Source organism: Pseudomonas sp. AM14(2022) (assembly GCF_036346455.1).
Classification (GTDB): domain Bacteria; phylum Pseudomonadota; class Gammaproteobacteria; order Pseudomonadales; family Pseudomonadaceae; genus Aquipseudomonas; species Aquipseudomonas putida_A.
The window spans coordinates 13,474-27,628 of the sequence record NZ_JAOTNY010000021.1 but is presented as its reverse complement, the minus strand read 5'-3'; the positions used below and the strand labels follow the sequence as shown (position 1 = coordinate 27,628).

Here is a 14,155-nt window from a genome sequence, read left to right as displayed (position 1 = left end):
TGCGCCCCGATTTGCGTGGCTGGCGCCAGCCACTAGGCTTAATCCACAGCAGTTACCAATAACAAAGGTGTGGGTATGAGCCAGGTCGATTCAAGCGCAGGGGCCAGTGACGTGCTGGTCAGCTTTCGTGGAGTGCAGAAGAGCTACGACGGCGAGAACCTGATCGTCAAAGACCTCAACCTGGACATTCGCAAAGGCGAGTTCCTGACCCTGCTCGGGCCGTCCGGCTCGGGCAAGACCACCAGTCTGATGATGCTCGCCGGGTTCGAAACCCCGACCGCTGGCGAAATCCTCCTGGCCGGCCGTGCAATCAACAACGTGCCGCCGCACAAGCGCGACATCGGCATGGTGTTCCAGAACTACGCGCTGTTCCCGCACATGACCGTGGCCGAGAATCTGGCCTTCCCGCTGACCGTACGTGGCCTGAACAAGAGCGACGTCAGCGACAAGGTCAAGAAGGTCCTGAGCATGGTCCAGCTCGACGCGTTCGCTTCGCGCTATCCGGCACAACTCTCCGGCGGTCAGCAACAGCGTGTGGCGCTGGCCCGGGCGCTGGTGTTCGAACCGCAACTGGTGCTGATGGACGAACCGCTGGGCGCACTCGACAAGCAACTGCGCGAACACATGCAGATGGAGATCAAGCACCTGCACCAGCGTCTCGGCGTGACCGTGGTCTACGTGACCCACGACCAGGGTGAAGCCCTGACCATGTCTGACCGCGTCGCCGTGTTTCATCAGGGCGAGATCCAGCAGATCGCGCCACCGCGCACGCTCTACGAAGAGCCGAAAAACACCTTCGTCGCCAACTTCATCGGCGAGAACAACCGTCTCAACGGCCGTCTGCTCAGCCAGAGCGGCGAGCGTTGCGTGGTCGAGTTGGGTCGCGGCGAGAAGGTCGAGGCACTGGCGGTCAACGTCGGCCAGACCGGCGAACCGGTGACCCTGTCGATCCGCCCGGAGCGCGTCAGCCTCAACGGTTCGAGCGACCAATGCGTCAACCGCTTCTCAGGGAGGGTGGCGGAATTCATCTATCTGGGCGACCACGTCCGGGTGCGCCTGGAAGTCTGCGGCAAGACCGACTTCTTCGTGAAACAGCCGATTGCCGAGCTCGATCCAGCGCTCGCGGTCGGCGACGTGGTTCCGCTTGGCTGGCAGGTCGAGCACGTTCGCGCACTCGATCCTCTTCTAGAGGCGCACTAAGCGCCCCGGCAATACCAACACCAACCCTGCACGTGGAGAGAACAATAAATGTTGAGATCCCTGAAGTTCACCGCCCTGACCCTGGGCCTGATGGGTGCGGCCAGCGCTATGGCCGCCGGTCCCGATCTGACTGTGGTGTCGTTTGGCGGGGCGAACAAGGCGGCGCAAGTCAAAGCCTTCTACGCACCGTGGGAAGCGGCGGGCAACGGCAAGATCGTTGCCGGTGAGTACAACGGCGAAATGGCCAAGGTCAAAGCTATGGTCGACACCAAGAGCGTGTCGTGGGATCTGGTGGAAGTTGAATCGCCAGAGCTGTCCCGTGGTTGCGATGAAGACATGTTCGAACAACTCGACCCGGCCCTGTTCGGCAAGACCGAAGACTACGTCAAAGGTGCGATTCAGCCTTGCGGCGTGGGCTTCTTCGTCTGGTCGACCGTGCTCGCGTACAACGCCGACAAGCTGAAAACCGCGCCAACCAGTTGGGCCGATTTCTGGGACACCAAGAAATTCCCGGGCAAGCGTGGCCTGCGCAAAGGCGCCAAGTACACCCTGGAATTCGCGCTGATGGCCGACGGTGTTGCACCGAAGGACGTTTATAAAGAGCTGGCGAGCAAGGGAGGGCAGGATCGCGCGTTCAAGAAACTCGATGAACTCAAGCCGAGCATTCAGTGGTGGGAAGCCGGCGCGCAACCACCGCAATACCTTGCTTCCGGTGACGTGGTCATGAGCTCGGCCTACAACGGTCGCATCGCCGCCGTGCAGAAAGAATCCAACCTGAAAGTGGTGTGGAACGGCGGCATCTACGACTTCGATGCGTGGGCCATCCCGAAAGGTCTGGACGCCAAGCGCGCCGAAGCGGCGAAGAAATTCATCGCCTACTCGGTTCAGCCGCAGCAACAGAAGACCTACTCGGAAAACATCGCCTACGGCCCGGCCAACACCCAAGCCGTACCGCTGCTGAGCAAGGACGTCCTGAAAGACATGCCGACCACCCCGGAAAACATCGCCAACCAGGTGCAGATCGACGTCAGCTTCTGGGCTGACAACGGCGAGCAACTGGAGCAGCGCTTCAATTCCTGGGCTGCGAAGTAATCCGAGAGCTTGCTCTCCTGTGGGAGCGGGCTTGCTCGCGAAAGCATCAGCACATTCAACATTGATGTCGACTGATGCGCCGCCTTCGCGAGCAAGCCCGCTCCCACATCTGGATTTGTGTGCATCAATCGATCGAGGTGGTTCGCCACCTCTGTAACGATCAAAGATTTGCGGAGTACGTCATGGCCATCGCCGTTCCCCTGAACGAGGGCGCCAGCCCCACCTTGAAGCAGAAGCTCAAGCGCGCCGAGCGGGTCAACCGCTGGAAGGCCCAGGCGTTGATTGCGCCGCTGGTGCTGTTTCTGTTGCTGGTGTTTCTGGTGCCGATAGTGGCGCTGCTCTACAAAAGCGTCGGCAACCCGGAAGTGGTCGGCGGCATGCCGCGCACCGTGGCGGCCATCGCCAGTTGGGACGGCCGTGGCCTGCCCGCTGAACCCGTGTACAAAGCGGCCGGCGAAGACCTCGCCGAAGCCCGCAAAAACCAGACGCTGGGCGATCTGTCCAAGCGCTTGAACATGGAGTTGGCCGGCTATCGCAGCCTGCTGACCAAAACCGCCCGGGCGCTGCCCTTCGCCAGCGAACCGGCCTCCTACAAAGAAGCACTCGAAGGCCTCGATGAGCGCTGGGGCGATCCGGCCTACTGGCAAGCGGTCAAACGCAACACCAGCAGCATCACCCCGTTCTATCTGCTGGCGGCGGTCGATCACCGTATCGATGATCTCGGCGAACTGGCCCCGGCCACCCCGGATCAGGCGATCTACCTCGACATCTTCGCCCGCACGTTCTGGATGGGCCTGATCATCACCGTGATCTGCCTGTTTCTCGCCTATCCCCTGGCTTATCTGCTGGCGAACCTGCCATCGCGGCAGAGCAACCTGCTGATGATTCTGGTGCTGTTGCCGTTCTGGACCTCGATTCTGGTACGGGTCGCGGCGTGGATCGTGTTGCTGCAATCGGGCGGGCTGATCAACAGCGCGCTGCTGGCCATGGGCATCATTGATAAGCCGCTGGAACTGGTGTTCAACCGCACCGGGGTCTACATCTCGATGGTGCACATCCTGCTGCCGTTCATGATCCTGCCGATCTACAGCGTGATGAAAGGCATCTCGCCGACCTACATGCGCGCCGCCATCTCGCTGGGCTGCCATCCGTTCGCCAGTTTCTGGCGGGTGTACTTCCCGCAGACTTATGCCGGCGTCGGTGCCGGTTGCCTGTTGGTGTTCATCCTCGCCATCGGCTACTACATCACCCCGGCGCTGCTCGGCAGCCCGAACGATCAGATGGTCAGCTACTTCGTCGCGTTCTACACCAACACCAGCATCAACTGGGGCATGGCCACTGCGCTGGGCGGCCTGTTGCTGCTGGCGACCGTGGTGCTTTATCTGATCTACAGCTGGCTGGTGGGCGCCAGTCGCCTGCGCCTGAGCTAAGGGGAATTTGAAATGCTGAGTCCTTACATGTCGCCCATCGAACGGGTGTGGTTCTACAGCTTGCGGATTCTCTGCGGCCTGATCCTGCTGTTCCTGATTCTGCCGGTGCTGGTCATCGTGCCGCTGTCGTTCAACTCGGGCAGTTTCCTGGTGTATCCGCTACAGGGCTTTTCCCTGCACTGGTATCAGGACTTCTTCGCCTCGGCGGAATGGATGCGTTCGCTGAAGAACAGCATCATCGTCGCCCCCGCGGCGACCGTGCTGGCGATGGTCTTCGGAACCCTGGCCGCGATCGGCCTGACCCGTGGCGACTTCCCCGGCAAGGCGCTGGTGATGGCGCTGGTGATTTCGCCGATGGTGGTGCCGGTGGTGATCATTGGTGTGGCGAGTTATCTGTTCTTCGCACCGCTGGGACTGGGCAACAGCTTCTTCTCGTTGATCGTGGTGCACGCGGTGCTGGGTGTGCCGTTCGTGATCATCACCGTGTCGGCAACGTTGCAGGGGTTCAACCACAATCTGGTACGGGCGGCGGCCAGCCTTGGCGCTTCGCCATTGACCACGTTCCGCCGGGTGACTCTGCCGTTGATTGCGCCGGGGGTGATTTCCGGGGCGCTGTTTGCCTTTGCCACTTCGTTCGATGAAGTGGTGGTGACGCTGTTCCTCGCCGGCCCCGAGCAAGCGACCTTGCCACGGCAGATGTTCAGCGGCATTCGCGAGAACCTCAGTCCGACGATTGCGGCGGCGGCAACCTTGCTGATCGCCTTCTCTGTCATCCTGCTGTTAACCCTTGAATGGCTGCGCGGTCGTAGCGAGAAACTGCGTACCGCGCAGGTCTGACGCCGTACACGGTCAAAACTGTAGGAGGGGGCTTGCTCCCGAAAGCGGTGGATCAGTTGAAGTTGATGTCGACTGACACACCACTTTCGGGAGCAAGCCCCCTCCCACAAGGATTTGTGTTGTATGCGAAGTTTTGTGTCATTCATGGGGTGAATGCCAGACAACCTCAAAACCCCAGCTAACCTTGTGCTCAGCTCCCACATCTATAAGAGGCTGCGCACGATGAGTCTGTCCCAGTTCAAAATCGCTCACAAACTGATTACCGGCGCCGGGGCCATCGAGCAACTGGCCGCCGAACTCACCCGCCTCGACATCGACAACCCGCTGATCGTCACCGACGCCGCGCTGGTCAAGTCCGGCACCGTGGAGCTGGCGCTGTGCCAATTGGGCGGGCGCGAGTACGAGATTTTTGACCGGGTGCTACCGGACCCGGAAATCGCCATCGTCGAAGATTGCATGCGCGTGTATCGCGAGGGCGGCCATGACGGCTTGATCGGTCTCGGTGGCGGCAGTGCCATCGACATCGCCAAGAGTGTCGCCGCGTATGCCGGATACCACGGCGCGCTGGAAGACCTGTTCGGCGTCGATCAGGTGCCGCGCAAAGGCCCGCCGCTGATCGCCATCCCGACCACCGCCGGCACCGGCTCGGAAGTGACCAACGTCGCCATCCTCTCCGACAAGGTCGCGCAACTGAAGAAAGGCATCGTCAGCGATTATCTGTTGCCGGACGTGGCGCTGGTCAGTCCGCAGATGACCCTGACCTGCCCGCGCAGCGTCACCGCCGCCAGTGGCGTCGATGCGCTGGTGCATGCCATTGAATCCTATCTGTCGGTCAACGCTTCGCCGATCACCGATTCGCTGGCGCTCGGCGCAATCAGGTTGATTGCCAGGTCGCTGCCCAAGGCCTATGCCAATGGCGCCAATCTGCAGGCCCGTGAGGACATGGCCACCGCCAGCCTGATGGCCGGGATGGCGTTCGGCAATGCCGGGGTCGGCGCGGTGCATGCGTTGGCCTATCCGTTGGGCGGGCGTTTCAACATCGCCCATGGCGTCAGTAACGCGTTGTTGCTGCCGTATGTCATGACCTGGAACAAGATGGCCTGCGTCGAGCGCATGCAGGATATCGCCGAGGCCATGGGGGTGAAGACCGTTCATCTGAGCGCCACCGAGGCGGCGGACAAAGCCGTGCAGGCAATGACCGAACTGTGCGCGGCGGTGGAAATTCCGGCCGGGCTGCGCAGTTTCGGTGTGCCGGAAGAGGCGATCCCGGCCATGGCCGTGGAGGCCGCGGGAATCGAGCGTTTGATGCGCAACAACCCCCGCAAGCTCAGCGCTGCGGATATCGAGAAGATCTACCGAGCGGCGTACTGATCATCGCGGTCACGGTGCGCGCACGGAAACTTGAGGTATACAATGCGCGCCATCGTGATTTAGCTCAGAAAAGGTGCGTCATGCAGCCCTTCGTAATTGCTCCGTCGATTCTCTCCGCCGACTTCGCCCGCCTCGGCGAGGAAGTGGACAATGTTCTGGCCGCCGGTGCCGACTTCGTCCACTTCGATGTCATGGACAACCACTACGTGCCGAACCTGACCATCGGCCCGATGGTTTGCGCGGCACTGCGCAAGTACGGCATCACCGCGCCGATCGACGCGCACCTGATGGTCAGCCCGGTGGATCGCATCGTTGGCGACTTCATCGAGGCGGGCGCGACCTACATCACTTTCCACCCGGAAGCCACGCTGCACGTCGATCGTTCGCTGCAACTGATTCGTGAAGGCGGCTGCAAATCCGGCCTGGTGTTCAACCCGGCGACCCCGCTGGACGTGCTCAAGTACGTGATCGACAAGGTCGACATGGTCTTGCTGATGAGCGTCAACCCGGGCTTCGGCGGGCAGAAGTTCATTCCTGGCACCCTCGACAAACTGCGCGAAGCACGGGCGATCATTGATGCTTCGGGGCGCGACATCCGTCTGGAAATCGACGGCGGCGTCAACGTCAACAACATCCGCGAAATCGCGGCCGCTGGCGCTGACACCTTTGTGGCCGGTTCGGCGATCTTCAATGCACCGAACTATCAGGAAGTCATCGACAAGATGCGTTCCGAATTGGCGCTGGCGCGCCCATGAGCGGTTTTGAGCAGCTGTTCCCGGGGCAACTGCCACGGTTGGTGATGTTCGATCTGGATGGCACGTTGATCGACTCGGTTCCCGACCTGGCGGCGGCGGTGGACACCATGCTGCTCTCCCTCGGCCGCAAGCCTGCCGGCATCGAGGCGGTGCGCGAGTGGGTCGGCAATGGCGCACCGGTGCTGGTGCGCCGGGCGCTGGCCGGTGGCATCGATCATTCGGCGGTGGATGACGTCGAGGCCGAGCACGCGCTGGAAGTATTCATGGAAGCCTATGGCGCGAGCCACGAGTTGACCGTGGTCTATCCCGGCGTACGCGACACTCTCAAATGGCTGCACAAACAGGGCGTGGCCATGGCATTGATCACCAACAAGCCGGAGCGTTTTGTCGCGCCGCTGCTGGATCAGATGAAGATCGGCCGCTACTTCAAGTGGATCATCGGTGGCGACACCCTGCCGCAAAAGAAACCCGACCCGGCGGCACTGTTCTTCGTGATGAAAATGGCCAACATTCCTGCCTCGCAATCGCTGTTCGTCGGCGATTCGCGCAGCGACGTGCTGGCGGCGAAAGCGGCGGGGGTCAAGTGCGTGGCGCTGAGCTACGGCTACAACCACGGTCGACCGATTGCCGAGGAATCCCCGGCACTGGTGATCGACGATCTGCGCAAGCTAATTCCCGGTTGCCTCGGTACAGCCGCTGAGATAACGTTGCCCGACGCTGCTCAATCCCATTCTGGAAACGCCATCGTGGTGGTCACCCGCAAACTCTGGATGAAAGTCATCAAGGCCCTGGCCCGCTGGCGTTGGCGCGCCTGACTGATGCCTGGCCGGCTTGCCGGCGCGTTTGCACACCTGACTGATTTGCCCCTCACACCACGAGGCACCCCATGATCCGCGAAGAATTCCTGCGCCTGGCCGCTGACGGCTACAACCGCATTCCGTTGGCCTGCGAAACCCTGGCCGACTTCGACACCCCGCTGTCGATCTACCTGAAACTGGCCGACCAGCCTAACTCCTACCTGCTCGAATCGGTGCAGGGTGGCGAGAAATGGGGCCGTTACTCGATCATCGGCCTGCCGTGCCGCACCGTGCTGCGGGTGCACGACCATCACGTGAGCATCACCGTCGATGGCGTCGAGACCGAAAGCCATGACGTCGAAGACCCGCTGGCCTTCGTCGAAACCTTCAAGGCCCGCTACAACGTGCCGACCATTGCCGGTCTGCCGCGTTTCAACGGTGGCCTGGTCGGTTACTTCGGTTATGACTGTGTGCGTTATGTCGAGAAACGTCTGGGCAAATGCCCGAACCCGGATCCGCTGGGCGTGCCGGACATTCTGCTGATGGTGTCCGATGCGGTAGTGGTGTTCGACAACCTCGCCGGCAAGATGCACGCGATTGTCCTCGCTGACCCGGCGCAAGCCGATGCTTACGAGCAGGGGCAGGCGCAATTGCAGGAACTGCTGGAGAAACTGCGCCAGCCGATCACCCCGCGCCGTGGCCTGGATTTCAGCAAGCAACAAGCGGCTGACCCGGTATTCCGATCCAGTTTTACTCAGGACGATTACGAAAAAGCCGTCGACACCATCAAGGAATACATCCTTGCCGGTGACTGCATGCAAGTGGTGCCGTCGCAGCGCATGTCGATCGACTTCAAGGCTGCGCCAATCGATCTGTATCGCGCCCTGCGTTGCTTCAACCCGACGCCGTACATGTACTTCTTCAACTTCGGCGACTTCCACGTCGTCGGCAGTTCGCCGGAAGTGCTGGTGCGGGTCGAAGACAACCTGATCACCGTGCGCCCGATTGCCGGCACTCGTCCACGCGGAGCCACCGAAGAAGTGGATCTGGCGCTGGAAGAAGACCTGCTTTCGGACGACAAGGAGATCGCCGAGCACTTGATGCTGATCGATCTGGGTCGTAACGACACTGGCCGGGTTTCGGAAATCGGTTCGGTGAAGCTCACCGAGAAAATGGTCATCGAGCGTTATTCCAACGTGATGCACATCGTCTCCAACGTCACCGGCCAGTTGAAGGCCGGGCTGACCGCGATGGACGCGCTGCGGGCGATTCTGCCGGCGGGCACCTTGTCCGGCGCACCGAAGATCCGTGCGATGGAAATCATCGACGAACTGGAGCCAGTCAAGCGTGGCGTGTATGGCGGTGCGGTCGGTTACTTTGCCTGGAACGGCAATATGGACACCGCGATTGCGATTCGCACTGCGGTGATCAAAAACGGCGAACTGCACGTGCAGGCCGGTGGCGGTATTGTTGCCGACTCGGTGCCGGCGCTGGAGTGGGAAGAAACCCTGAACAAGCGTCGCGCGATGTTCCGCGCCGTGGCCCTGGCTGAGCAGACCCCGGAAAGCTGAGTCCACACAATCCCCCTGTGGGAGCGGGCTTGCTCGCGAATACGGGCTGGCATTCAAAATTGATGTCGGCTGATACACCGCTTTCGCGAGCAAGCCCGCTCCCACATTGTGTTGTGATCAGCCATAAAAAAACGCGGCGCCTGTGAGGGCGCCGCGTTTTTTATGCCAGCAGATCAGAAATCGAGGCTGACCCCGACGTTCACCCCCTGCTGGGTAAAGTCGTCATCCTTGCGCACGTTGTAGCTGGCGCGCAACGCCAAATCCTGCGTGAGCTTGTGGCTCACGCCCAGGTTCAGGCGATTGAGGTTGGTCTGCGGCTCGTAGCCTTCGAGCGTGAAACGGTTGCCCGGCAAGCTGTTGAGGTTGATGGTCAGATCCTGACGGTCATCGTTGTACTCACGTTCGTGAGCGAACTCACCGAACACTTCAGTCTGCGCGGTGATCTGGTACTTGCCCTGGATACCCACGCCCAGACGCCGCGAGTTGCGCGACTGGTCGTCAAAAGTCAGCGCCGTGGAGTCAGCGCCTTTTTCCGAGTAGCCATCGACTTCGGTCTTGCCAAAGTCGGCACTGACGAACGGCGACAGGTGCCACGGGCTGCTGGCCTGCTGCGCGATGTCGTAGCCGAGGCGGCCGCTGATCGCCAGCACGTAACCGTCGGTATTGCCTTTCTCTCCGCGCTCGTTGACCCCAAGCTGGAATTTACGCTTGAGGCTGTCGTAGTCGAGTTTGCCGGCAGTCATCGCCAGATCGCCCCACCAGCGGTTTTGTTGATACTGGGCGAACGCGGTGCCCATGTAGGAATTGAGCTTGTATTCCGAATCGGCGTCGCCGGCTTCGAGTTTCTGGTTATAGAAACCTGCGGCCAAACCGACGCGCCAGGCTTCGTTGACGCGATAGCTGCCGCCGATGTTCAGGTTGTAGCCGTTGCCATCTGCACTGGCGGCGCTGTGCTGGCTGTCGAAGTCCTGATGTTGCCCGCCACCGGCAACGATGGCGCGCCATTGGCCCACGGCTTGCCAGTTTTCCCAATCGGCCAGCCATTGATTACGCAGTTCATCCTGATGCGCGCGCAGCGAACCTTGGGCCATTTCCGGCAGCAGGGTCAGTTCCCAAGGAGCAGCCAGCAGCGAATAGGCGTAGTCGGCAATCAAGCGCTGGCCGGCCTCGGTGGGGTGCACCGAGTCGTTGTAGATCAACTTGGTCGGATCCGGTGTGGCGCTGTTGATGCCATATCGGGCGTTCTCGGTGCAGCTGTTGCCGCTGAAACAGGTGGCCGTCAGGTTCTGGTCGGTCGCGAGGCCGAACTGCGCCGGGTTGGCGAAGGCTTCTTTGAGCAGCACCGGAATGTTCAGTGGAATGATTTCGGCGTTGATGCCCTGCAGCTGGCTGACCAGCTCGGTGTTGAACTGGGCGCTGAGCTGCGAGGTGAAACCCTGCAGCGGCGAGCCGTTGATGGCCGGGGTCAGGCCGATGTCCGGCAGCAGCCAGACCATGATGTATTTGGCGCCGGCGCCTTGCAGCGTGCGGGCGCTGTCGGCCAGGCGATCGGCTGCGGCGCTGGCCTGATCGAGACTGAGTACGCGGCCTTGAAGGAAATCGTTGCCGCCCCCCGACAGGTAATACAGCGCGTTCGGGTCGGCACGGAAGCCGTTCGACGGCAGGTAACCGCTGCGGGTGCGTTCGCCGGTGGCGGACTGGGTGGTGATCGAGTCGAGAATCTGGTCGGTACGGTAACCGCCCACCGCCCAGTTGTTGCCATCGGCCAGACCTTCACCGGCGCGCACGGCCGAAGACGAGGAGGCGGTCTGGTCGGGGCTGAAACCGAGTTTGCCGCCGATGATCTGGGTGGCGTTGAGGTCACGGTTTTCTCCGGTGCCGTCCTTGTACAGCGGGCCGGTGCGGTTGGTGTAGCGCTGCGTGGCGCCGGCCGGGCCGCCGCTGTCCCTGAAGGTTCCGGCGTCGTTCAAACTATCGCCGAAGACGATGAAGTTGGAGTAGGGCGCGGGTGCTGCGTACGCCTGGGCGCAAGCCATGGCGAGCAGGCAACCGGCGAGCGGTACAAACAACGTCTGTTTGATCATGAGCAAGTCCGTTTATTTATTGTTGTAGGTGAACGAAACGACAGTACCAAAAACTCCCGGCGTTTTGCCATCGGTCGCGAAGCCTCCCTTAGTTTTGTCCCCCGTCAGCCCCGCCATATTGCACGCTCCGTCCAGCTAAGTTACTGTGCCGGAACGTATGAACGAGACCTTCCCCGTGTTGATCGTCAGCAAACTTCTGGATCAAGTCATCAAGGCACACGCCCGTTGGCGTTGGCGCGCCTGAATCTTTTCTGCCGGCCCGGCCGGATCTGTATCGCTTTGCCTTCCTTGCCCGTTTGAAATGCCGCTGTGCCGACGCCACCTGCGCGTCCGACATCGTGCAGCGCCCTGCGGGCAAGTCATTCGAAGGCTGTCTTCAAGTCAGAATTCAAGAGGTTCGAAACGCCATGTTGCTGATGATCGACAACTACGACTCCTTTACTTACAACGTTGTGCAGTACCTCGGCGAGCTGGGTGCCGAGGTCAAAGTCGTGCGCAACGACGAACTGACCGTCGCCGAAATCGAAGCGCTCAACCCCGAGCGCATCGTGGTCTCGCCAGGCCCGTGCACGCCGACCGAAGCCGGCATTTCCATCGAAGCCATCAAGCATTTCGCCGGCAAACTGCCGATCCTCGGCGTCTGCCTCGGCCATCAATCGATTGGCCAAGCGTTCGGCGGCGATGTCGTGCGTGCCCGTCAGGTGATGCACGGTAAGACTAGCCCGGTATTCCATGAGGACAAGGGCGTTTTCGCCGGTCTGAATCATCCGCTGACGGTTACCCGCTACCACTCGCTGATCGTCAAGCACGATACTTTGCCCGAGTGCCTGGAACTGACCGCGTGGACGCAGCACGATGATGGTTCAGTCGACGAAATCATGGGCCTGCGGCACAAGACCCTGAACATTGAGGGCGTACAGTTCCACCCTGAGTCGATCCTGACCGAGCAGGGCCATGAACTGTTTGCCAACTTCCTCAAACAAACCGGCGGCACGCGCTAAGGACTTCCCATGAATATCAAGACAGCCCTGAGCCGTATCGTCGAACACCTCGACCTCAGCACCGAAGAAATGCGTGACGTGATGCGCGAAATCATGACCGGTCAATGCACCGAGGCGCAGATCGGCGCATTCATGATGGCCATGCGCATGAAGAGCGAGAGCATCGATGAAATCGTCGGCGCCGTTTCGGTGATGCGTGAGCTGGCCGATCAGGTCGAACTCAAGACCCTCGACGGCGTGGTCGATGTGGTCGGCACAGGCGGTGACGGTGCGAACATTTTCAACGTGTCGACGGCGTCCGCGTTTGTCGTCGCGGCAGCCGGTTGTACCGTGGCCAAGCACGGCAACCGCGCGGTATCGGGCAAGAGCGGCAGCGCCGACTTGCTCGAAGCAGCCGGCATCTACCTGAACCTGACGCCGGTACAGGTCGCCCGTTGCATCGACAACGTCGGCATCGGTTTCATGTTTGCCCAGACTCATCACAAAGCCATGAAGTACGCCGCTGGCCCGCGTCGCGATCTCGGCCTGCGTACGCTGTTCAACATGCTCGGCCCGCTTACGAATCCGGCCGGTGTCAAACATCAGGTGGTGGGTGTGTTTACCCCTGCGCTGTGCCGGCCGTTGGCCGAAGTCTTGCAGCGCCTGGGCAGCAAGCACGTACTGGTGGTGCATTCGAAGGACGGTCTGGACGAGTTCAGTCTTGCCGCGCCGACTTTTGTGGCTGAGCTGAAGAACAACGAAATCACCGAATATTGGGTCGAGCCGGAAGATCTGGGCATGAAGAGCCAGAGCCTGCACGGTCTGTCGGTCGAAGGCCCGGAAGCTTCGCTGGCACTGATCCGCGATGCGCTGGGCAAGCGCAAGACCGAAAACGGCCAGAAGGCTGCCGAAATGATTGTGCTCAATGCCGGTGCGGCGCTGTACGCGGCTGACCTGGCGACCAGTCTCAAAGAAGGCGTGGCGCTTGCGCACGACGCATTGCACACCGGTCTTGCTCGGGAAAAACTCGAGGAGTTGGGTGCCTTTACCGCGGTATTCAAAGTGGAGAATGAGGGATGAGTGTACCGACGGTTCTGGAAAACATTCTGGCGCGCAAAGTCCAGGAAGTCGCCGAGCGCAGCGCTCGTGTCAGCCTGAGCGAGCTGGAAAGTCTGGCCAAGGCGGCCGATGCACCCCGTGGTTTTGCCCAGGCATTGCTGGCGCAGGCCAAGAAGAAACAACCGGCGGTGATTGCTGAAATCAAGAAGGCTTCGCCGAGCAAAGGTGTGATTCGCGAGAACTTCGTGCCTGCCGACATCGCCAAGAGCTACGAGAAGGGCGGTGCGACCTGTCTGTCCGTACTGACCGATATCGACTACTTCCAGGGCGCCGATGCCTACCTGCAACAGGCCCGCGCCGCGTGCAAACTGCCTGTAATTCGCAAGGACTTCATGATCGATCCGTACCAGATCGTCGAAGCCCGCGCGCTGGGCGCCGACTGCGTGCTGTTGATCGTCTCCGCACTGGACGACGTGAAAATGGCTGAGCTGGCCTCGGTCGCCAAAGGCGTCGGTCTCGATGTGCTGGTGGAAGTGCATGACGGCGATGAGCTGGAACGCGCGCTAAAAACCCTCGACACGCCGCTGGTCGGGGTCAACAACCGCAACCTGCACACCTTCGACGTCAGCCTGGAAACCACCCTCGACCTGCTGCCGCGTATTCCGCGCGACCGTATGGTGATTACCGAGAGCGGCATCCTCAACCGTGCAGATGTCGAGTTGATGGAAATCAGCGACGTTTATGCGTTCCTGGTGGGCGAAGCGTTCATGCGCGCGGAAAGCCCGGGCACCGAACTGCAGCGCCTGTTCTTCCCGGAGCGTGGCGTGCCGGTCAGCGGTTCGACCCTCGACTGACTCAGTCAGACCGGCTAGACGCCATCGCGAGCAGGCTCACTCCTACACTTGGAATGCGTTCCCCCTGTAGGAGTGAGCCTGCTCGCGAAGAGGCCCTCAAAATCCCTAAAGATTCCAGATCTGCC

Annotated in this window: 12 protein-coding genes; 11 read left to right on the top strand and 1 reads right to left on the bottom strand. The window is 61.1% G+C overall.

Features of this window, described 5'->3' with window-relative positions; all coding sequences use genetic code 11:
- Positions 1-75 precede the first annotated feature (75 nt).
- From V3W27_RS26090 to trpE, 8 genes are all read left to right on the top strand, one after another.
- Entirely contained in the window at positions 76-1,200 is a 1,125-nt protein-coding gene (locus V3W27_RS26090; protein ID WP_041070094.1) for an ABC transporter ATP-binding protein, read from the top strand.
- Between the two features lie 48 nt (positions 1,201-1,248).
- Entirely contained in the window at positions 1,249-2,292 is a 1,044-nt protein-coding gene (locus tag V3W27_RS26085) for an ABC transporter substrate-binding protein (RefSeq protein WP_027610727.1), read from the top strand.
- A 182-nt stretch (positions 2,293-2,474) separates the two neighbouring features.
- Positions 2,475-3,722, top strand: a complete 1,248-nt coding sequence (locus V3W27_RS26080) for an ABC transporter permease (protein WP_330207884.1) — start codon at positions 2,475-2,477, stop codon at positions 3,720-3,722.
- Positions 3,723-3,734: 12 nt separating this feature from the next.
- Entirely contained in the window at positions 3,735-4,559 is an 825-nt protein-coding gene (locus tag V3W27_RS26075; RefSeq protein ID WP_041070101.1) for an ABC transporter permease, read from the top strand.
- Positions 4,560-4,781: 222 nt separating this feature from the next.
- Positions 4,782-5,930, top strand: coding sequence for an iron-containing alcohol dehydrogenase (locus V3W27_RS26070; RefSeq protein ID WP_247269628.1), 1,149 nt, complete (start codon positions 4,782-4,784; stop codon positions 5,928-5,930).
- 80 nt (positions 5,931-6,010) lie between these two features.
- Positions 6,011-6,685 (top strand): ribulose-phosphate 3-epimerase, encoded by a 675-nt coding sequence (gene rpe, locus V3W27_RS26065; protein ID WP_003228808.1) that lies wholly within the window; start codon positions 6,011-6,013, stop codon positions 6,683-6,685.
- Positions 6,682-7,500 carry a phosphoglycolate phosphatase gene (locus V3W27_RS26060; RefSeq protein WP_095137402.1) on the top strand — a complete coding sequence of 273 codons (819 nt, stop codon included), beginning with the start codon at positions 6,682-6,684 and terminating at the stop codon, positions 7,498-7,500. The genes rpe and V3W27_RS26060 overlap by 4 nt, the downstream gene beginning before the upstream one ends.
- A gap of 71 nt (positions 7,501-7,571) precedes the next feature.
- On the top strand, positions 7,572-9,053 hold the full coding sequence (trpE, locus tag V3W27_RS26055) for an anthranilate synthase component I (protein ID WP_330207883.1): 1,482 nt from the start codon (positions 7,572-7,574) through the stop codon (positions 9,051-9,053).
- A 173-nt stretch (positions 9,054-9,226) separates the two neighbouring features.
- Here the strand turns inward: trpE and estP are convergent, their stop codons facing one another.
- Positions 9,227-11,137, bottom strand: a complete 1,911-nt coding sequence (gene estP, locus V3W27_RS26050) for an esterase EstP (protein WP_330207882.1) — start codon at positions 11,135-11,137, stop codon at positions 9,227-9,229.
- Positions 11,138-11,544: 407 nt separating this feature from the next.
- Between estP and V3W27_RS26045 the strand changes: the two genes are divergently transcribed.
- The 3 genes from V3W27_RS26045 to trpC are packed head-to-tail and all read left to right on the top strand — an operon-like array spanning position 11,545 to position 14,030.
- Positions 11,545-12,138 carry an aminodeoxychorismate/anthranilate synthase component II gene (locus V3W27_RS26045; RefSeq protein WP_047596412.1) on the top strand — a complete coding sequence of 198 codons (594 nt, stop codon included), beginning with the start codon at positions 11,545-11,547 and terminating at the stop codon, positions 12,136-12,138.
- A gap of 9 nt (positions 12,139-12,147) precedes the next feature.
- On the top strand, positions 12,148-13,197 hold the full coding sequence (trpD, locus tag V3W27_RS26040) for an anthranilate phosphoribosyltransferase (protein ID WP_003228800.1): 1,050 nt from the start codon (positions 12,148-12,150) through the stop codon (positions 13,195-13,197).
- The gene (gene trpC, locus V3W27_RS26035; RefSeq protein ID WP_097089157.1) at positions 13,194-14,030 is read left to right on the top strand and encodes an indole-3-glycerol phosphate synthase TrpC; all 837 of its coding nucleotides are present in this window, start codon (positions 13,194-13,196) and stop codon (positions 14,028-14,030) included. The genes trpD and trpC overlap by 4 nt, the downstream gene beginning before the upstream one ends.
- Positions 14,031-14,155: the final 125 nt, after the last annotated feature.